Origin of the sequence: Arthrobacter russicus, assembly GCF_031454135.1 — a bacterium.
Classification (GTDB): domain Bacteria; phylum Actinomycetota; class Actinomycetes; order Actinomycetales; family Micrococcaceae; genus Renibacterium; species Renibacterium russicum.
Map to the genome: position 1 here is coordinate 969,423 of NZ_JAVDQF010000001.1, position 18,374 is coordinate 987,796.

The window sequence follows — 18,374 nt, forward strand, 5'->3', positions numbered from 1 at the left end:
AGGGGAAGCCAGCAGATGAACCCGAGCACTCCGAACAGCGCCAGGATCGGCATCACTTCCCGGGATCCGGGTTTGGCCTTCACCGACGGGGCGCTGCAGTTCGAAGCCTGGTCCGAGGCGCTCTGGGATCCGGCAGCCCGTACCGTGGTGCGGACTGCCGCCTTGCAGCCGGGCGAGAAAGTCCTCGATGCCTGTTGCGGTTCCGGCGCAGCGACGCTTCCCGCCGCGCTCGCGGTGGGCCCGGAAGGCAGCGTGGACGGCGTCGACCTTTCTTCCGGACTGTTGGCTTTGGCCGGCAAGAAGCTCGCCGAAGCGCAGATCCTCAACGCGACGCTGACCCATGCCGACGTCACGGCTTGGCGCGGCCACCGGACGTTCGACGCCGTGCTCTGTTCCTACTCGATCTTTTTCTTCAACCAAATGGCCGACGGCGTGCAGCACTTGGCCTCGATGCTCCGCCCGGGCGGCCGGATGGTGCTGAACACCTGGGTCCGCGGCGCGCTCTCCCCGCTGGCCGAACTGATCCTGCAAGCTGCGATCACCGAGCGGCCACGGCTGGCCGAGGTGGTTCCGTTGGCCAACCAGAACATGGATCTGATTTCGGCTCCGGAGGCCTTCGCCGATTGGCTCACCGGTTGCGGTTTGGAGTCGGTCCAGGTCAGCATGCATCCGCTGACCCTGCGGGTGGATGCCGAAATGGCCTGGGCCTTGGTCATGGGCAGCGGCTGGCGTACGTTGCTGCCTCGCGACCCGGAAGCGATTTCCCGGGTCCGGCAGGAATTCCTCGGCTCGGTCCGGGCCCTGGGCGACACCGTCGAATTCAACTCCGACACCTTGGTGGCCGAGGCCGTCCGCAGATGACCGCCGGATGGGACCAGGGCGCAGCGGAATTCGCCCGCTGGGCCCGGCAGCTCTGGCAACCGCTCGCGGTGCCGCTGATCGAGGCGGCCCGGCTCTCCCCGGGCGACCGGGTCTTCGACGCCTGCTGCGGCACTGGAGCCTCGGCGCTGCTGGCCGCGCAAGCCGTCGGCGCCGACGGCCAGGTCGATGCGGTCGATGCTTCGGCCGGCATGATCGACCAGGCCAAGTCCGCAGCGGTGCCGGAACAACTCGATTTCCGCGTGGCCGATGCCCTGACCTGGCCCGGCTCCGGTTATCACGCGGTGCTCTGCGGCTTCGGGATCTTTTTCCTCGGTGACCAGTCCGCGGCTCTGGCCTCGTTGGCAGACCGTTTGGCCCCCGGCGGCCGAATCGCGCTCAGCGTCTGGCAAGGCCGGCCTTTCGATGCCTTGACCCGCTTGGTCCTGGCCGCCTGCGCCGCCGAAGGCGCCGGCGTCGGCGGGCCCTCAGCCGAGGCCAAGAACATCGGCGAGCTCAATTCCCCGAGCAAGCTGACCGATTTCTTGCGCGGCGCCGGGCTGCGGGAGGTCGCGGTCGCAGCAGTCCGGCACCGGGTGCCTTTGACTCCGGATTCCGCTTGGAGTTTCGTCCATTCCAGCTTGCTGCGCTCCGCGCTCCCCGCCGATCCGGCGGCCCTCGCCCGGGTCAAAGCCCGCCTGGCCGGTTCGCTGGGCGGCGTCGAACTGCAGGCCGATGCGCTGATCGGCTCGGCCCGGCGCTGAACTTTCCGCGGCCGTGCCACGGCTTCCGGACCGAACCCATCCAGAACCCCACCGGCACCGAATGACTGGTGTAGCGATCAGTGGCGTACCGGCGGAATCGAGGGGGTGGTGGCGTGGCCATGGCAATACAGCCATCGACATATCCAAGCATTGTGCTGTTCCCGCGCATAAGCTTAGGGCAAATGGATACCCCAAAGACGAACGAAACGACCACTGGAAGCCCGGTGCGCTCCGGCGATGGCCAGGAAGCCTTGGCGGATCTGATCCGGTCCACGGCCGACGGCGATCAGCAGGCCTTTGCGGAGCTGTACCGGCTGACCTCACGCCGGGTCTACGGCATGGCCCGGCGGGTTTTGATCGACGCCGAACTAGCCCAGGATGCCGCCCAGGAGGTCTACCTCCAGATCTGGCAGAACGCGGCCAAATTCGATGCCGCTTCCGGCTCGCCACTCGCCTGGCTGATGACCATCGCGCATCGCCGCGCGGTGGACAAAGTGCGCTCGGCGCAGAGCTCGGCCGACCGGGAGGCCAAATACGGTGCCACCAGTCAGAGCATCGAGCACGATGAAGTCGCAGATGCGGTCAGCGACCGGATCGATGCCGAGTCAGTGGTCAAATGCTTGGCGACCTTGACCGACACGCAACAGGAATCGGTCAAGCTCGCCTATTACGGCGGTTTGACCTATCGCGAGGTGGCCGAGAAGTTGGGCGCCGCAGTACCCACCGTGAAATCACGGATCAGAGACGGATTATTGAGATTGAAATCATGTTTGGAGGTGAACTGAAATGAGCGAAAACTTCGCCGAAGACATCCGCAGCGACCTCGCGTCCGGGCACGTCCTGGAACTTGCCGAGCTGTATGCACTCAACGCCTTGAGCGATCAAGAACGCGCGGAGGTCGATCATTTCCTGGCTTCCTCCGCGGCTTCCGTGCAAGCCGAGTTCGCCGATAGATTGCGGCTGGCCCGGGAAACGATCGCCACGGCCTACGGAAGTGTCGAAGCGGAACCACCCAGCTCGCTCTTCGACCGGATCAGCGCGCAGATTTCGGCCGGATCCGTGCCGCAAGCCCTCGCTGAGCCGTCAGTCGCTGCTTCAGTGGCCACTGAAGCAGCGCGCCGCGAAGCACCGGACACGGAAACTCGGCGCACCGGCCCGGCGGGTGAGTTCCCGGTGCCAAACGTGCCGGACGATTTGGCGGCCCGTCGGGCGGCCAAATCCGATGCTGCCGACGGCAAACGGCGGCCCGTCCGGGCTTGGCTGATCGCCAGCGCGGCCGCCGCCGCGGTGGTGGTTGCCGCCGCGCTGGGCGTCAATGGCATCATCGCGGCGCAAAACAGCCCGACCAACCAGGTGATCTCGGCCTCCGACGTCAAGGTTTCCACGGTTCAGGTGCAAGGCGGTGGCGATGCCAAGATCAGTGTCTCGGCGGAAAAGGACTCCGCGGTGGTGCAGATGTCCGGAGTTCCGGCACCGAGCGCCGGCAAGACCTACCAGCTCTGGCTGCTGCCGCAAGCCGGCAGCGCACCGATTTCAGTCGGTTTGATGGGCTCCAGCACGGAATTGGACCAGCCGGCCTTGGTCACCGGGATCAAGGGCGCTCAGGCAGTGGCGATTACGGTCGAACCTGCCGGCGGCTCGGAAAAGCCCACCTCGTTGCCGGTGATGTTCTCGAAATTCGACGCTTGACCTTGACCTAACGTCAACTTTTACGCTGGTTTCCATCCCGGAAAGTCCGGGATGCCGCGGCACAGTGGAGGAACCGTGGCCCAGGCGTGGAGCATTTCCGAGGTTGCCAAAATGGCGCGGGTCTCATCCCGGGCCCTGCGCCATTACCACCAGATCGGACTGCTCCAGCCGTCCTGGACTGCGCACAATGGTTACCGCTACTACGAGCAGGCCGAGCTGCTGAAGTTGCAACGGATCCTGCTGCTGCGCGAGCTGGGCATCGGATTGGAAACGATCGCGGAAGTGCTCGACGGCCAGACCGACGAATACCGGGCCCTGCAAGCGCATCACCGATGGGTGCTGGCCGAACGGGACCGGATGTCGCAACTGGCCCGGACGCTCGAGAGCACCATGGCGGCAATGCACGAAGGAGCCGAAATGAGCGCTGCAGAAATGTTCGACGGGTTCGGGAAAAACCCTTATGCAGAAGAGGCCATCGAACGCTGGGGCAAAGCCGCGATGGATCGGGCCAAGGCGTCGTGGACCGCAATGGGCGAAACCGGCCGGCAAAGCGCGGCCGACGAGTTGATCGCGGTCAACGAACTCCTGGCCGAGTGCCAGAAGGAAGGCCGTGCGGCCGACGATCCGAAGCTGCAGTCCGTGATCGAACGGCATTACCGTTGGATCCGGTTGAGCTGGACACCCGAGGCGGACGGCTATCTGAACCTCGGGCAGATGTACGTCGACGACGAGCGATTCCGGGCCTACTACGAGAAGGCCGGAGTCAACCCGGAATACCTGCTTGCCGGCATGAAGGTCTACGCCGCGAAGCAGCTCTGATCCGGGCCAACCTCCAGCGCGGTATTCTCACTCATCCGGGGCCAACTGCAAGTTGGCCAAATCGAGAATGGCGCTCTGGTGGGAACCCGCGCAGGCGGTTGATCTTCCGCTCCGGATCAGGCTCTGCGGCGTTTGATTTCTTCGATCGCCTGCGGCAAGACCGTGAACAGATCGCCCACGATGCCCAGATCGGCGATCTCGAAAACCGGCGACTCCGCATCCTGGTTCACTGCAACGATGAATTTCGACGTCTGCATGCCGGCTTTTTGCTGGATCGCGCCGGAAATCCCCACCGAAATGTACAGTTGCGGCGACACCGTTTTCCCGGTCTGGCCGACCTGCGCCGAATGGTCGATCCAACCGGCATCGGTCGCCGCACGGGAAGCCCCGACCGCGGCTCCGAGCAGATCCGCGAGCTCTTCGACCGGGCCGAAGTCACCGTCGACGCCCCGGCCGCCGGCCACCACGATCCGAGCCTCGGAAAGCTCCGGCCGGCCACTGGCCGGCCGCGCCTGGCGGGAAGCGATCCGGGCGCGCAACGCGAGCTCGGAAAACGGCACCTCCACAGTTTCGACCGCGGCCGCCGAGCTGCTGCCGGCCGCTTCCGGCTCGACGCCGTTGGCTTTGAGCGCGACGATCCCGATCGCGCTGCGGACGCTGGCCGATACCGTGTACGAGCCCGCGAGAACCAGCTTTTCGACCTGGATTCCGGCATCGGCGTCGGCCACGACCCCCACCGCATCCGAAATCACTCCGGCGTCCAACAGCACCGCGAGACGGGCGGCGATCTCTTTGTGTTCGGCGGAATTCCCGGTCAGCACGAGCTGTGCGTCCACTCGTTGTGCCGCGACCGCCAGGAACTCCGCTTTGGGCACGATGGAATACTCGAACAATTCCGCCTGATTGCTGTTCAGCACCTGTGCCACGCCGTACTCGCCGAGTTCGGCCCGGACGGCTTCGGAGAGTTCCCCGGCCACCGCTGCGACCGGTGCACCCAGACCGCGGGCGAAGGTCAAAAGCTCTTTGCCGGCTTTGCCCAGAGCCGAGCCGGGCTGATCGATGAAAACCACAATGTTGCGCATAATCAATTCTCTCCGAAGTCCCTCAAAGCAATTTCTGGTCGGCCAAGAAATCGACCAAGGCGATTCCGGCGTCCCCCGAATCGGTGATCAGCACACCGGCGCCCCGCGCTGGGACCGGCTGCGATCGTGCCACGACCGCCTGGGCTCCGGAAGCGCCCACGGTTGCCGGGTCGAGGCCGATTCCGGCCAGCGTCAGCACCTCGATCTTCCGCTTTTTCGCGGCCATGATCCCTTTGAAATTCGGGTATCGCGGATCGTTGATCTGATCGGTCACCGAGATCACCGCGGGCAACTGCACCTCGATGACTTCGGAAAACGCGTCGCCGTCCCGCCGGACTACCGCCAGATCGCCGTCCAGCTCCAGAGCGGCCGCGAACGTCGCTTGGCCGAATCCTAGGCGGGCGGCCAGCTGCGCCGGCACCAGCGAGGTCTCGCCGTCCGTCGAGGCCATCCCGGTCAATACCAAATCCACCGGCCCCAAGGAATCGATCAGTGCGGCCAAGGCTTTGGACGTTCCGGCCACATCTGAGCCGGCGAGCGCCGGGTCGCTCAAATGGACACCTTCGTAAGCGCCGATCTGCAACGCTTTCTTGACCGCGGCGGAGGCGCTTTCCGGCCCCATGGTCACCGCGATGATCCGATTTCCGGCCGAGGCCCCGCCGCGTGCCTCGGCCAACTGCAAAGCGGCTTCCAAGGGGTATTCGTCCAATTCGGAAAGGATGCTCTCGGCCCGGTCGATCGTGTGCCGCGCGCCGTCGAGGTGCCGGTCGAATTGGGCGTCCGGGACATATTTCACCAAGACCACAATGGTCAACGGTGCTCCGGCACCTGCCGTATTGCTTGCTTTGGCCACGCTCACACAACCTTCCCTCCGGGCGATCCTCTTGCTTTCGAGCTTAGTTGATCCGCGGCTCAGCAAGACATTCGGGAGTCCCATTCGGTCATCCGCCAGCCGGTCATCCCGCAGTATGAGCCGGATCCGGCAAACTCGTGCTCTGGCCCGATGCCGCAGCACCCCGCCCAACGGGATGCTTGAACCATGAATCCAACAATTCTCAGCACCCGAAACCTGCAGAAGAGCTACCGCACCGGCCATACTCCTGACGGGCAGCCGAACCGCGCCGTGGCACTCGCCGGAGTGGACCTGGACCTGCGTGGCGGCGAATCAGTCGCGATCATGGGCGCTTCCGGCTCTGGAAAAACCACGCTTTTGCACTGCCTCGCCGGGATCATCACCCCCGACGCCGGCGAAGTCACTTTCCACGGGCCTGCCGGCCATCAGACGATCAGCGCCCTGCGCGAATCCGAAAGGTCCAAGCTGCGCCGGGAGTCCTTCGGCTTCGTCTTCCAACAGGGTTTGCTGCTGCCCGAGCTGACTGCCTTGGAAAACGTGGCATTGGCCCTGATGCTCAACGGCAGCAAACGGGAACTCGCGGAAGGATACGCAGCACGCTGGCTCGGCGCGCTGGGGCTGTCCGGGATGGAGCAGCGCAGGATCGGCGAGCTTTCCGGCGGGCAGGCCCAGCGGGTCGCCATCGCCCGGGCACAGGTCACCGGGGCCAGTGTGATTTTCGCCGACGAGCCCACCGGAGCCCTGGATTCGCGCACTTCCGCCGAGGTGATGAGCGCTTTGCTGGACAGCACCGTGGGGATGGGCAAGACCCTGATCGTGGTGACCCACGATCCCTCGGTAGCACAACGCTGCGGACGCCTGGTCGAACTCCACGACGGACGGATCGTCCGGGATTCCGCTCCGATCCAGGCGCAGGCGGCGGTCCGATGAGCACTGCGACGCTCACCGCCGCCGCTTCGGGTTCCGGCTCTCAAGGCCTGGGCACCGCTTTCCGGTTGGTGAAACTGACCTTCCGTGGCGGCGCCAGTCGAAGCACCCTGGTGCTGCCGATCGTGGCGTTCGGGCTTACCACCGCTTTGCTGCTCACGGTCTTGGCCGGCGCCTTGTCCTTTTTCCGCTGGACCGATGAAATTGCTGGTTTCTATCAGGTATTGGCCGGAATCGCGGCGGCTTTGTTGGTGGTCCCGCTGCTGGCCCTGGGCGGCTCCGCGGCCAGGTTGTCGGCCCGGCGCCGGGATGAAAAACTTTCCACCCTGCGCTTGCTCGGCGGCACCCCGGCATTGGTCGGCACCATGACGGTTCTGGAATCCAGCCTTTTGGCCGTGGCCGGCGCGCTTGCCGGCATCGTGGGGTATTTCGGTTTGCTCCCGCTGGTCGCGATGATCCCGTTCCGGGGCCGGCCGTTGGGCGTCGAGGCGTTGTTACTGAATCCGTTCGCGATCGTCGCGGTGCTGTGCTTCATCGCCCTGCTCTCGGTGGTCAGCGCAGCCGTCGGGCTCCGCCGGGTCAACATCTCGCCGCTGGGCGTGCGCACCCGGGCCAACCCGCCCAAGGTGACCTGGCTGCGGGTCGTGCTCGGCGCCGTCGTCGTCGTCGCGGCCTATGCCGCGATCAGCGGCGTGCAGAAGTCCGAATCGGTGCTGACCATTGCGGTGGTTCTGGTGCTCGGTTTCGGCGGCACCCTCGGCGTGCTCAATCTGATGGGGCCGGCAGTGATCCGGGCCGTGGCCAAGGCGCAATTGCGCCGAGCACAGGGGCCGGCCAAGCTTTTGGCCGCCCGGCAGATCCTGGAGTCGCCGAAAGCCGCTTGGCGCCAAGTCTCCGGAGTCGCGATGACCAGTTTCATCGCGGTCTTCGCCGGGACCGGACTCGCCGCCGTCGGCTCGGCATCGGGCAGTGGCTCGGACGAGTTGGAAATGATCACCGACGTCCGTACCGGGGTCATCATCACCCTGGTGATTTCATTCCTGATGGTCGCATGCTCGGTGGGCGTGAACCAAGCCTCCCAGGTGCTCGACCGGGCTGATCTGCTGGTCAGCATGGAACGGATGGGCGCGCCGCGCAAAACCATGGAAGCCGCCCGCGCCCGCGCCGTCATGCTGCCGCTGTGCCTGGTGGCGCTCGGCTCCGCGCTGATCGCGGCGATCGTGTTGTTTCCCTTGACCGCGCTGGCGCTGCTGACCGATCCCACCACAGTGCTCGTGGTCGCGCTGTGCCTGGCAAGCGGAATCGCCCTGGTGTGGCTGAGTTTGAAGGCCACCGCACCGGTGGTTTCCAACGTCCTGCGCACACCAGAGCGATTCTGACGGCAACTGCTCCGGACTAGCTGGCGGCGGCGTCCAAAGTGACGTCCACCGACTGCGATTGGCCGCCGCGCAAGAAAGTCACCTTGACCGTGGCATTGGCGGCCTGCTCCCGGACCGCTGCGGTCAACGACGAGGCGTCGTCGATGATCCGGCTGCCGAAGTTGGTGATCACGTCACCGGCTTTGAGCCCGGCCTTCTCGCCCGCAGAGCCCGGCGTCACCGACTGGATTGCGGCGCCCACCGAGAATTGGCTGCTGGACTGGCCCTGCGCATTCGTGGCACCGCCCGAGGCTGCCTGCGGCGCCACGGTCACGCCCAGCTGGCCGTGCGAAGCCTTTCCGGTGGTGATCAGTTCCTGGGCGATCCGCTTCGCGGTGTTGATCGGAATCGAGAAGCCGACGCCGATATTGCCGCCGGTGCCGGAGCTCGAGTCGCCGGCACTCGCGATCGCCACGTTCACGCCGATCACCTGGCCGCTGGAGTTGACCAGTGCGCCACCGGAGTTGCCGGGGTTGATCGCGGCGTCCGTTTGGATCACGTTGAGGCTGATCGAACCCTGGGCACTGGTGTTGGGCGCCGAGCCGTCCGGCGGAGCGAAGTTGAATCCGCCGTTGCCGCCTTCGCTCGAAGAATCCGGCTGCTGCTTCGGTGCCGCCGACGAGGCCACCGAGATCGTCCGGTTGGTCGAGGAGATGATCCCGTCGGTCACCGTATTGCGCAAGGAGAGTTGCAAGGGCGTGCCGATCGCGATCACGGTGTCGCCGACGTTGAGCTTCGACGAGTCGCCGAGATCGGCCGGCGTGAGATTTGGCGCATCGATCTTGATTACGGCCAAATCGTTGAGCGGATCGGTGCCGACGATCTTGGCGGTGAACACCCGGCCGTCATTGAGTTTGACCTGGAGCGTGGGGTTGGCCACCTTTCCGTCCAGCGTCACCACGTGGGTGTTGGTCAAGATGTTGCCGCTGTTGTCCAAGATGATCCCGGAGCCGCTGCCGCCCGAGCTGCCGCTGCTGACCGCGATGGTGACGACCGACGGCGAGGCTTTCTGCGCCGCGGCGGTCACCGCGTTCACCGAATCGGTGTTGTTCACGATCACCGGGGCGTTCCCGGTCTGCTGGACCACGCCGCCGTTCTGGCCGCCGGCCAGCAACGCGGTGGTCCCGGCAGCGGCCCCGCCGCCGATCAGTGCGGCAATCACCATGCCGCCGACCACGACGCCGACGCCGTAGCGCTTGCGGTCCTTCTTCGGCGCGCTGCCGGGCGGCGGGGTCGGCGTGCCGAAAGCCCCGTTGTAGCCGCCTCCGTTGCCCGCTCCGCCGGCCTGTCCGACAGCGGCTTGGCCGGCAGCGGCTTGGCCGTAGCCGGCCGCCTTCTGCCCATAGGTATTCTGCCCATAGCTCGGCGGCGCGTAGCTCGGCGCCGGCGCGCCAGCGGCACCGTAGCCGCCGTCCGGGTTGTTCCCGCCGGCATACTGGCCGTAGCGGGGCAGCGGCTGCGTCTCCTGCGCCGCCGGGGCCGAATAGTCGGTCGTTCCGGCGGGCGAACTGAAGCTGCCGACCTGCTCGGCCGCCGCCGGCTGTTCAGTCGGTGCGGTTTGCTCGGCCGGTGCCGGCTCGAGCGGGTTCTGCACCATGCCGGACTGCTCGGCGGCGACCGGCGGCTGGCCTTGGATCCGCTGCGGGTGGATCGGCAACGGCTCGATCGGCTGCTGCTGTTCGGCTCGGCCGAATTCGTCCGCCTGACCCACCGGTTCGGCTTGGTTCAGCGGTTCGGCTTGGCCGATCTGCTCCGTCTGGCTGGTCTGCGCGACGTCGGGCTGGTTGGTCTGCGCGGCCTCGCTGCCGGATTCCTCGCGACCGCTCCACCAACTGTGTTTGGCCGGCTGCGCCTGGTCCTTGGCATCGTCCGGCGTCGGTCCGTTGTTCTGATCAGACATCCTCTGTCCCCTGCTCTGCTCGTGGTGATCTTGAATTCAACTATGCGCGGTACTTATAAGCCGATGACGAAAGTTCGCTGGACAGAACCTGTGAGAAGGGTGAAAGTACTGGAGGCTTACTAATCTGTGCTCCCATCAAGTCTTTCCTGGGTGGTCCTGGCCCGCATCGGTTTTTCGCCAGCGGCGTAGTCAGGGGTTGGACGGTCTGGAACTTACCGCAATAGTATTGAAAAAAGTGTTGTCAGCGGCACGAACGAGCCGGTAGCCGGCCCGAGCAAGCCCCTTAATGAAGGAAGCCATGCGTAATCGGATCTTGAGTGGAGCCGTTGGCAGGACACTGGCGGCGCTGGGGCTTGCCGCCATGCTCGTGGTGCCCGCCGGCGCGGCACAAGCCATGGTAGCGCCGGCCGAGTCTCCGGTCACCATTCCGGCCGGGCAGAACATCATCGACGACGCGAATGCCCTGGGCAACCGCAAGGCCGATGTCCAGGCCGCGATCTCCAAGCTGGCCAATGACAAGAAGTACAACCTGTACGTCGTGCTGGTGAAGACTTTCGAGAATCCTTCGGATGCCGGCGGCTGGGCCACCGCGGTGGGCCGGGCCAAGGGCTTGGGCAACTTCGACCTCTTGCTGGCCGTGTCCACCGAACAGGGCAGGTATTCGCTGCAGAAAAGCAGCACCAGCAAAATCACCACTGCGCAACGCGACAGCATCGTGCAGAACGCGATCGTCGCGAATCTGGCCGACGGCAAAAAAGACTATGCGCAAGCAGCCATCGATACTGCGGCCGCAATCGGCGACGCGGCCGGCGGCGGTAGTGGCACCGTGCCCAATCCAACAGGGGGAATCGTGGGAACCGTTGTTTTTCTCGTTTTGATCGTCGGCGCCGTCCTGGCGTTCGTGTTCTTCCGGCGGCGGCGCAAACAACAAGCGGTCGCCGCCACCGCCTCCGGCTACAGCCCCACTGGCGAGCAGCTCGATCCGATGGCCGGCACCAGCGTCGAGGAATTGCGCACCAAAGCCGGCTCGATGCTGATCGCCGCCGATGACGCGATCAAGTCCAGCGAGCAGGAAATCAGCTTCGCGCAAGCCGCCTACGGCGACGAATCGGTGAAACCGTTCCAAGCCGCCTTGGCCGAAGCCAAAGGGCACCTCACCGAATCCTTCAAACTGCAGCAGCAGCTCGACGACGACATTCCGGACACCGTAGAGCAGCAGCGTTCCTGGTACGGCGAAATCATCCGCCGCTCGGAAGCCGCGAATCAAGCCCTCGCCGAACAGAAGCAGAGCTTCGATTCGCTGCGCGAGTTGGAAAAGAACGCACCGCAGGCTCTGGCCACCGTGGCGGCCGGCGCGCAGCAGGTCCAAGCCCAGCTGCAATCGGCACAGACCCAGCTGGCGGATCTGCAAAGCCGCTTTGCCGATTCGGCGACCGCGACCATCAAAGACAACATCGGCCAAGCCCAAGAGCGCCTCTCCTTCGTGAACACCGCCTCGCAGAACGCCGCGCAGAAGCTCGGCGTGCAGGATGCCGCCGGGGCCGCAGTCGCGGTCCGGGCTGCGGAGGAAGCGCTCCACCAGGCCAAGCTCTTGGAAGACGCGATCGGCAATGTCGCCAACGGGGTCCAGGACGCGGCGGGCAAACTCCCCGCCGCGGTGGCCGAAGCCCAAACCGATCTGGCCCAGGCCAAGGCAATGCTCAGCGCGGGGCAGAACAGCCAAGCTGCCGGCCAGATCGCAGCTGCGGAATCGGTGATCAACCAGGTGCAAGCCCAATTGGCCCAAGCCCAGGCGAATCCGGCCGTGAAGCTGGATCCGCCGGCCCTCCTGCAGCAGGTGGAGACCGCACACAGCAACCTGGACCAGTTGCTCACCGGGATCAGGGATCAGCAGCAACAGGCGCAACGCGCCCAAGCATCGCTGCAACAAGCGATCCTCAACGCACAGGCGCAGATCTCCGCCACCCAGGATTACATCGCGGCGCGCCGCGGCGGCGTCGGCGCGGAAGCCCGGACCCGGATCGCCGAAGCCCAGCGCAACCTCGATTACGCGCTCTCCATCCAGGCCAGTGATCCGGTCAGCGCCCTGACTTACGCCAACCAGGCGACAACTTTGGCGCAGCAAGCCGCGCAATTGGCCCAATCCGACGTCGACGGCTTCGGCTTCGCCAATTCCGGTTACGGTGCCGGCGGCGGCTTCGCCGGACGTGGCGGCGGCGCCGGCGGAGGGTTCGGCGGCGGCTTCGGCGGCGCCATCCTGGGCGGCATCCTCGGCGGCATGCTCTCCGGCGGCAACCACGGTTCGAACTGGGGCGGCGGCGGCTTCGGCGGCTGGAGCTCGGGTGGCGACGGCGGCGGTGGCTGGGGTGGCGACGGCGGCGGTGGCGGCTGGGGCGGCGACTCCGGCGGCGACGGCAGCTTCTGATCCCGCTGCTGCCCAACCAGGCAAGACCAGTAGCCAACAAGACCAGTAGCCAAGCTGCCGGATTTTTGGCAGTCTACCTAGCAAGCACCACCGATCCACCGACAAGTACGGACAACTGAAGATCCACAATCGCAGGACGAAAGGTATCACGATGGCAAAGCAGTCAATCTTTGGCCGCATCGGGCAGCTGGCCAAGGCCAATATCAATGCGCTGCTTGATCAGGCGGAGGATCCGCAGAAGATGCTCGACCAGATGGTGCGCGACTACACCAACAACATCGCCGAGGCTGAATCGGCGGTGGCCCAGACCATCGGCAACCTGCGGATGCTCCAGGACGACTACAACGAAGACATCAAGAATGCCCAGGACTGGGGCAACAAGGCGCTTGCCGCGAGCCGCAAGGCCGACGAGTTCCGCACCGCAGGCAACGCTGCGGATGCGCAGAAGTTCGACGACCTGGCCAAGGTGGCGCTGCAGCGGCAGATTTCCTCGGAGAACGAAGCGAAGACTGCTGAGCCGAACATCAAGTCCCAGGAAGCCGTGGTCGAGCAGCTCAAGACCGGCTTGAACCAGATGAAGGGCAAGCTCAACGAGCTCGCCTCCAAGCGCAATGAGCTGGTGGCCCGTTCCAAGACCGCGCAGGCGCAATCCCAGGTCAACGACGCGCTCGGCAGCATCAACATCATGGATCCGACCAGCGAGGTCGGCCGGTTCGAGGACAAGATCCGCCGCGAAGAAGCCAAGGTCCGGGGCCAGCAGGAATTGGCCTCGTCCAGCCTCGACGCCCAGTTCAACAGCCTCGAAGACCTTGGCGAGCAGACCGAGGTGGAAGCCCGACTTGCCGCACTGAAAGCCGGCAGCGCCCCGGCCGCGATCAATTCCACCCCGGCCGCCCCGGCCGCCAACCCGGCACAAGCTGCTCCGGCCGCCACTCCGGTGGTCAACGAGGACGATTTCAAAACCCTCTGAAAGGGCCTCGGACGACCGAACGGACGTCCGAAGCTCGGGAACCGCAAAGGGACCGTACCTGGCATACAGGTGCGGTCCCTTTGCCGTACTCAGAATCTTGAGGCTCCGGGATCTTGAGGTGCCGGAATCTTGCTGTGCTGGAATTCTGCCGCGCTGGGGGCCGGACCGAGTCCGGTCCAGAGCAGAGCCGGCCTTGGGCGCTGTCGCATGCCGGGCCAGCGCCGGAGTCCGGCGCAGCAGCTGCCCGATCGACGGAGCGACATGGCGGCCAAACCAGCCCACCGAGCAGACCGCTCCGGTATCCCGGGGCACTCCGAGCTCGACTCCAAATCGAATATATATCCTATTCTAGGTATTGCACTAGAATATATCTTCTATTATTATTGGTTCATGGGGGTAGTTGTCAGCACCAGCACATTGACCGATCGGCTCAATGCGGTCCGCGACCTGTTCGGCGAGGTTATTGCCGAGCTTGAGCACGCCGTCGGACTCATGCCTCCGGTTGAAATCCTCGATGCGGCGGACGACGTGGAGGCGATATCCCGGCAGGCCGGGTACGCCCAGTTGCTTGCCGCGAAATCGATTGAGGACCAGGTTTTCGCCGATCTGCAGCAGCACAAGCGGTCAGAGTTCCGAAACTGTGCGGAGTTCCTGCAGAGCAGATTGCGGATCCGCCGGAGCGAGGCCCGCCGGCGGTTGAATCTAGGCGCCGCAGTTTTGCCCCGCCGGACCCTCGTTGGTGAGCCGCTTGACGCCAAGTACCGTTTGCTCAATTCGCTTGCTGCGCACGCGGTGACGGATTTGCCGGCCCTCCAGCTGGCAGTAACAGCCCTGGACGAGGCCGCGCTAAAGACCATGTCGAATGCGGAGCAGGCAACGCACCGGCAAACGGCCATGACGGCCCGTGGCCGGACCCTCGAACTGATGGAATCCAGCCTCGCCGAAGCCTTGACCGACCAGGACCCGGATTTCCTGACTCCGTTGATCCGCCGGTGGGACACCCTGATCGACCAGGACGGCATGATTCCGGACGAAGCCGAGCTACGGCACCGGCAGGGCCTGTACCGGCGCGAAACCCGTCGTGGACTCACCCGCTTTGAACTTTGGGCCGACCAGATCCAGACCGAAACCCTACTCACCGTGATGCATGCCGGAAGCAATCCGCGGGCTGGTGCGGCCAAGAGCCGCCCGCTCGACGCACGCAGTCTGCAACAATTTCATCTGGACACCGTGATCAGCGCGTTGCGCCACGCATTCCGCGATCGGGCGCTTCCACAAGCCGGCGGCCAGGCGGCGCAACTCATCGCGACCATCGACTATCAATCCTTAGTCGCACAATCACCAGTCGCACAATCACCAGTCGCACAGTCCCCGGTCGCACAGCCGAAAGACAACCAGCCGGCAGCCGAGGCACCGAGCGTCCAAAGCAAAGCCCGCCTGCAGTTCACCGGCCCGGTGCCGCCCCGCTTGATCCGACGGCTGGCCTGCGATGCCGGCCTTGTCCCGGCTGTCTTGGCCGGTGATGGCGAAGTGCTCGACCTCGGGCGGAAACGACGGCTCTTCTCCCCCGCGCAGCGAGCGGCTCTGATCGCCCGGGACAAGGGTTGCGCATTCCCAGGTTGCACCATTCCGGCGAGTTGGTGCGAAGCCCATCACCTCGAACCTTGGCAACACGGCGGGACGACCTCGGTAGCCAACGGCGCCCTGCTGTGCTCGCATCACCATCATGTGATCCATCTCGGCGAGTGGCGCATCGAACGCGGGGTCCCCGGGCCCCGGGCCGAAGCGGAGCCCGGCAGCGAGTCTCACCAAGGCGGGCCTGGCCAAAGCGGGTCCCACCAAGGCGGGCCTGGCCAAAGCGGGTCCGCTGAAAATCGCTCCCAGCAGCGCAACCGCGTCACCGACCACGACGTCCGAAGCAATCCGGAGCCGGCATCACTCTGGTTCATCCCCCCGCGCTGGATCGATCCGCAGCAGACTCCTCGGCAGAATCATTTCCACCAGCTCTGAATCACTTCTGGAAGCTCTGGATCACTTCCGGAAGCTCCGAGCCGGTGAGCGAACGCACCTCCGGGCCTGCCTCAATCCGCTGGTGTTCGCTGCCAGCACAGCGAACACCAGCGGTCATCCCTGCACCCGCGATGGCTGCGCTGCTACCCTTGGACCATGCGCAATCAGAAGCGGCAAGGCGATCAACTCGCTGCTCTGCGCCGCTTTTTGGGCATTTTCACGGCCCTCGGGCTGTTAGCCGCCGTCGTGCTGCCGTTGCTGGGCCAACAGCAGGTGCTGACCGTGGCGCTGACTGCCGCCACGGTTGCTGCGCTTGCCGCCGGCCTGGCCATGCTGGTCACCCGGCCAAGCGCCCGACCCGCCGCCGTACAACTGGTCAATCGTGATTACCCGGGGCCGGAACGGTTCCGCGTCGCCGATGACCCGCAACTTTCTGGGCGCCCGCAACCGAGAGCGCCCAATTCGTCCTGCTCCGCGTAGCAGGACGTCCCGCAACACTTCCCGACACCTCGCTGCGCGATGCAGTGCCCGGCTGATTCAGTCCGGCGCTGCCGCGAACACCCCCATATTTCCGCAGCGCGCCACCCGCCGCTGCCCCGGCGTCGGCCAGTCGTCGACCCCGGACGGACTTCAGCGAGGACCTCATGAACATCTATGCTTTTCCACCCTTGGCCTGGGCCTTGGAAATCGGTTACCAATTCCTGCACTGGCTCAGCGCAGCCCTCACCCCATTGGCCGGAGGCGCCAGCGCCGGCCTCGCCGTCATCGTGCTCACGATCGTGGTCCGGATGCTGCTGATTCCGGTGGGCCTCTCCCAAGTCCGCGGCGAAATCGGCCGGGCCAGAATTGCTCCGCAGCTGAAGGAGCTGCAACGAAAGCACGGCAAGAACCCGCAGCTGCTCAGTGAAAAGACCCTGGCGCTGTACAAATCCGAAGGCATTTCGATGTTCGCCGGCATCGGACCGGCGCTGCTGCAGACACCGGTTCTGATGGTGGTCTACGGGCTCTTCGTGCTCGGCCAGATTGGCGGGCACAGCAACAGCTTGCTGGAAGCCGGCTTCGGCGGCGCTCCCCTTGGCCAGTCCCTGATCCAGCTGATCTCCACCGGCGGCTTCCTGGCCGGCGGCTGGATTTATCTGGCAGTCATCGCGGTCATCCTCCTGGTCGCCGAACTCAACCGGCGCCGGGCGGCCCGGCTCAGTCTGCTCGGACAGTCCCCGGACACTGCGGCTTTGCCGGGCAGCGGCACGCTGAACCGGATGCTGCCCTGGCTGGCCTACCTCACCGCGGTGACCGCGGTATTCGTCCCGCTCGCGGCAGCGTTGTACCTCATGACGACGACGGTCTGGACTATCGTCGAACGTGCGCTGCTGCGCCGGGTTCTGACCCCTCATCCGGGGCCAGAGCCCTTGCCTGCCTGAGCTGCTCCGGACCGGCTCCGGCGCTGGCGGACTAGCCCAGCTTGACCTTCGGCTCGCCTGCGGCAGTCAACCCGGTTCCGGCACCTGTGCAGGCACCGCCGGTGCCGGACTGGTACGCCTGGCGCAAGCAGTTGCGCAACGCCAGCTGACCCCAGTAGTTCGGGTGCAGCGATTCCTGGATGTAGTAATCGCTGAACGCCGTGCTCACGGTACGGATTTCATTGATCCATTCGCTCACGTCGGAAGCACCCGGACTCTGCCAGCTGCTCAGTGAAGTCTCATTGAGCTTCTTGGTCCCGGTGGCGCACAGTTCACGCCCGGCGAAGAGCTTCGAAACATCCAGGCTGCTGCCATTGCTCAGCTTCGCGCCGGCCAATCCGGCACTGACCGTCGAGTTGATCGTCGGCAGCGCCGTCCGGGCCGCCCAATCCAAGTCCGCATTCCAGAATCCGCAGCCATACGTGCTCTGCCGCGAATAGCCGCTTTCCTGGTACGGGATTTTGTCACTGGTAGGCAGCGGCTGGGGGTAGTTCTGCATGACGATCCGGTAATCCGAATCCGCGTATCCGGCGTTGGCCATCGCGCTGCGGACGTTTTTCAACCCGGCTGAGATCTTGGCGGCGACGTCGGCGGTGTTAGCCGGGGTGAAGTTGGCCTTGACCGAGCTGTCGTCCTTGCAATAACTCGGCGACCACGATGAGGAACCGAGGAATTTGGTCACGCAGGTGGTCACCACATCGGCGAAGTTCAAGTCGTTGCCGCCGATCGAAACCGCGATCGCGGTCACCTTGTTCTGCGCGGCGAAGCGTTGCAACGCGAGCGCTTGGCCGGTGTTGCCTTTGCCATCGTCGTAGAAGTCCAGGCCAGGTTTGAAGTAGCCCTTCGAGTTCGTGTAAGTGGCAGTTTTCGCCCCGGAACATGCCAGATTGAGCGCGTTCGCCACGCCGATCTTGACCTCGGCCGAGGTGGAGCGGTGGCAGCGTTCCGTCGTTTCCCGATCACCGCCGTCCAAGTACGCGCCACTGCCCAGCGCATCGACTTGCGCCGCCTTCGACGAGTTCCCAGCCCATCTTCCGCCCTCACCGGAAATATAGGAGTCCCCCATGCTCACTACCCAAGATGCGCCCGACGGCGGCGCGGCTTGGGCCGGAACAGCCAAACCGAGCGAGCCTAGGGCGAGTGCGGAGGCAGCCGCGAGGGCTGCCGCTGAACGGAAAATCGCAGAACTTTTCATCCGG

Annotated in this window: 16 protein-coding genes; 12 read left to right on the forward strand and 4 right to left on the reverse strand. The window is 65.2% G+C overall.

What is annotated here, in order from left to right; translation table 11 throughout:
* The first annotated feature begins 15 nt into the window (after positions 1-15).
* The 5 genes from JOE69_RS04565 to JOE69_RS04585 all read left to right on the forward strand — a co-directional run bounded on the left by JOE69_RS04565 (position 16) and on the right by JOE69_RS04585 (position 4,130).
* On the forward strand, positions 16-861 hold the full coding sequence (locus JOE69_RS04565) for a class I SAM-dependent methyltransferase (protein WP_309796458.1): 846 nt from the start codon (positions 16-18) through the stop codon (positions 859-861).
* Positions 858-1,622 carry a class I SAM-dependent methyltransferase gene (locus JOE69_RS04570; protein ID WP_309796460.1) on the forward strand — a complete coding sequence of 255 codons (765 nt, stop codon included), beginning with the start codon at positions 858-860 and terminating at the stop codon, positions 1,620-1,622. Before JOE69_RS04565 ends, JOE69_RS04570 begins: the two co-directional genes overlap by 4 nt.
* A gap of 182 nt (positions 1,623-1,804) precedes the next feature.
* Positions 1,805-2,407, forward strand: coding sequence for an ECF RNA polymerase sigma factor SigK (gene sigK, locus JOE69_RS04575; protein ID WP_309796462.1), 603 nt, complete (start codon positions 1,805-1,807; stop codon positions 2,405-2,407).
* A 1-nt stretch (position 2,408) separates the two neighbouring features.
* Positions 2,409-3,311: an anti-sigma factor gene (locus JOE69_RS04580; RefSeq protein ID WP_309796464.1), complete on the forward strand. Its 903-nt coding sequence runs from the start codon at positions 2,409-2,411 to the stop codon at positions 3,309-3,311.
* A gap of 75 nt (positions 3,312-3,386) precedes the next feature.
* Positions 3,387-4,130 carry a MerR family transcriptional regulator gene (locus JOE69_RS04585; RefSeq protein WP_309796467.1) on the forward strand — a complete coding sequence of 248 codons (744 nt, stop codon included), beginning with the start codon at positions 3,387-3,389 and terminating at the stop codon, positions 4,128-4,130.
* A 116-nt stretch (positions 4,131-4,246) separates the two neighbouring features.
* Here the strand turns inward: JOE69_RS04585 and JOE69_RS04590 are convergent, their stop codons facing one another.
* Positions 4,247-5,212, reverse strand: a complete 966-nt coding sequence (locus tag JOE69_RS04590) for an electron transfer flavoprotein subunit alpha/FixB family protein (RefSeq protein WP_309796469.1) — start codon at positions 5,210-5,212, stop codon at positions 4,247-4,249.
* Positions 5,213-5,234: 22 nt separating this feature from the next.
* Positions 5,235-6,026: an electron transfer flavoprotein subunit beta/FixA family protein gene (locus JOE69_RS04595; protein ID WP_309801161.1), complete on the reverse strand. Its 792-nt coding sequence runs from the start codon at positions 6,024-6,026 to the stop codon at positions 5,235-5,237.
* 225 nt (positions 6,027-6,251) lie between these two features.
* Here JOE69_RS04595 and JOE69_RS04600 point away from each other — a divergent pair, with 225 nt between their 5' ends.
* Together JOE69_RS04600 and JOE69_RS04605 are read left to right on the forward strand one after the other, a co-directional pair.
* Entirely contained in the window at positions 6,252-6,995 is a 744-nt protein-coding gene (locus JOE69_RS04600) for an ABC transporter ATP-binding protein (RefSeq protein WP_309796471.1), read from the forward strand.
* A complete protein-coding gene (locus tag JOE69_RS04605) occupies positions 6,992-8,371 on the forward strand; it encodes an ABC transporter permease family protein (RefSeq protein ID WP_309796473.1) in 1,380 nt (459 codons plus the stop codon). The genes JOE69_RS04600 and JOE69_RS04605 overlap by 4 nt, the downstream gene beginning before the upstream one ends.
* A 16-nt stretch (positions 8,372-8,387) precedes the next feature.
* Here the strand turns inward: JOE69_RS04605 and JOE69_RS04610 are convergent, their stop codons facing one another.
* Positions 8,388-10,310, reverse strand: coding sequence for a S1C family serine protease (locus JOE69_RS04610; RefSeq protein ID WP_309796475.1), 1,923 nt, complete (start codon positions 10,308-10,310; stop codon positions 8,388-8,390).
* Between the two features lie 298 nt (positions 10,311-10,608).
* Between JOE69_RS04610 and JOE69_RS04615 the strand changes: the two genes are divergently transcribed.
* The 5 genes from JOE69_RS04615 (at position 10,609) to JOE69_RS04635 (ending at position 17,136) form a co-directional block, all read left to right on the forward strand.
* Positions 10,609-12,735: a TPM domain-containing protein gene (locus tag JOE69_RS04615; protein WP_309796477.1), complete on the forward strand. Its 2,127-nt coding sequence runs from the start codon at positions 10,609-10,611 to the stop codon at positions 12,733-12,735.
* Between the two features lie 151 nt (positions 12,736-12,886).
* Entirely contained in the window at positions 12,887-13,705 is an 819-nt protein-coding gene (locus JOE69_RS04620) for a PspA/IM30 family protein (protein ID WP_296365154.1), read from the forward strand.
* A gap of 390 nt (positions 13,706-14,095) precedes the next feature.
* A complete protein-coding gene (locus JOE69_RS04625; protein ID WP_309796480.1) occupies positions 14,096-15,715 on the forward strand; it encodes an HNH endonuclease signature motif containing protein in 1,620 nt (539 codons plus the stop codon).
* 156 nt (positions 15,716-15,871) lie between these two features.
* Positions 15,872-16,195, forward strand: coding sequence for a hypothetical protein (locus tag JOE69_RS04630; RefSeq protein WP_309796482.1), 324 nt, complete (start codon positions 15,872-15,874; stop codon positions 16,193-16,195).
* Between the two features lie 164 nt (positions 16,196-16,359).
* A complete protein-coding gene (locus JOE69_RS04635) occupies positions 16,360-17,136 on the forward strand; it encodes a YidC/Oxa1 family membrane protein insertase (RefSeq protein WP_309796484.1) in 777 nt (258 codons plus the stop codon).
* Between the two features lie 31 nt (positions 17,137-17,167).
* On the opposite strand, the gene JOE69_RS04640 is transcribed toward JOE69_RS04635, so the two are convergent.
* Entirely contained in the window at positions 17,168-18,370 is a 1,203-nt protein-coding gene (locus JOE69_RS04640; RefSeq protein ID WP_309796485.1) for an SGNH/GDSL hydrolase family protein, read from the reverse strand.
* Between the last annotated feature and the right edge of the window lie 4 nt (positions 18,371-18,374).

Bases quoted from the DNA above. Each gene is read 5' to 3' on its own strand.
- JOE69_RS04565 (WP_309796458.1), top strand. From the start codon at position 16: ATGAACCCGAGCACTCCGAACAGCGCCAGGATCGGCATCACTTCCCGG.
- JOE69_RS04570 (WP_309796460.1), top strand. From the start codon at position 858: ATGACCGCCGGATGGGACCAGGGCGCAGCGGAATTCGCCCGCTGGGCC.
- sigK (WP_309796462.1), top strand. From the start codon at position 1,805: ATGGATACCCCAAAGACGAACGAAACGACCACTGGAAGCCCGGTGCGC.
- JOE69_RS04580 (WP_309796464.1), top strand. From the start codon at position 2,409: ATGAGCGAAAACTTCGCCGAAGACATCCGCAGCGACCTCGCGTCCGGG.
- JOE69_RS04590 (WP_309796469.1), bottom strand. From the start codon at position 5,212: ATGCGCAACATTGTGGTTTTCATCGATCAGCCCGGCTCGGCTCTGGGC.
- JOE69_RS04600 (WP_309796471.1), top strand. From the start codon at position 6,252: ATGAATCCAACAATTCTCAGCACCCGAAACCTGCAGAAGAGCTACCGC.
- JOE69_RS04605 (WP_309796473.1), top strand. From the start codon at position 6,992: ATGAGCACTGCGACGCTCACCGCCGCCGCTTCGGGTTCCGGCTCTCAA.
- JOE69_RS04610 (WP_309796475.1), bottom strand. From the start codon at position 10,310: ATGTCTGATCAGAACAACGGACCGACGCCGGACGATGCCAAGGACCAG.
- JOE69_RS04615 (WP_309796477.1), top strand. From the start codon at position 10,609: ATGCGTAATCGGATCTTGAGTGGAGCCGTTGGCAGGACACTGGCGGCG.
- JOE69_RS04620 (WP_296365154.1), top strand. From the start codon at position 12,887: ATGGCAAAGCAGTCAATCTTTGGCCGCATCGGGCAGCTGGCCAAGGCC.
- JOE69_RS04625 (WP_309796480.1), top strand. From the start codon at position 14,096: ATGGGGGTAGTTGTCAGCACCAGCACATTGACCGATCGGCTCAATGCG.
- JOE69_RS04630 (WP_309796482.1), top strand. From the start codon at position 15,872: ATGCGCAATCAGAAGCGGCAAGGCGATCAACTCGCTGCTCTGCGCCGC.
- JOE69_RS04635 (WP_309796484.1), top strand. From the start codon at position 16,360: ATGAACATCTATGCTTTTCCACCCTTGGCCTGGGCCTTGGAAATCGGT.
- JOE69_RS04640 (WP_309796485.1), bottom strand. From the start codon at position 18,370: ATGAAAAGTTCTGCGATTTTCCGTTCAGCGGCAGCCCTCGCGGCTGCC.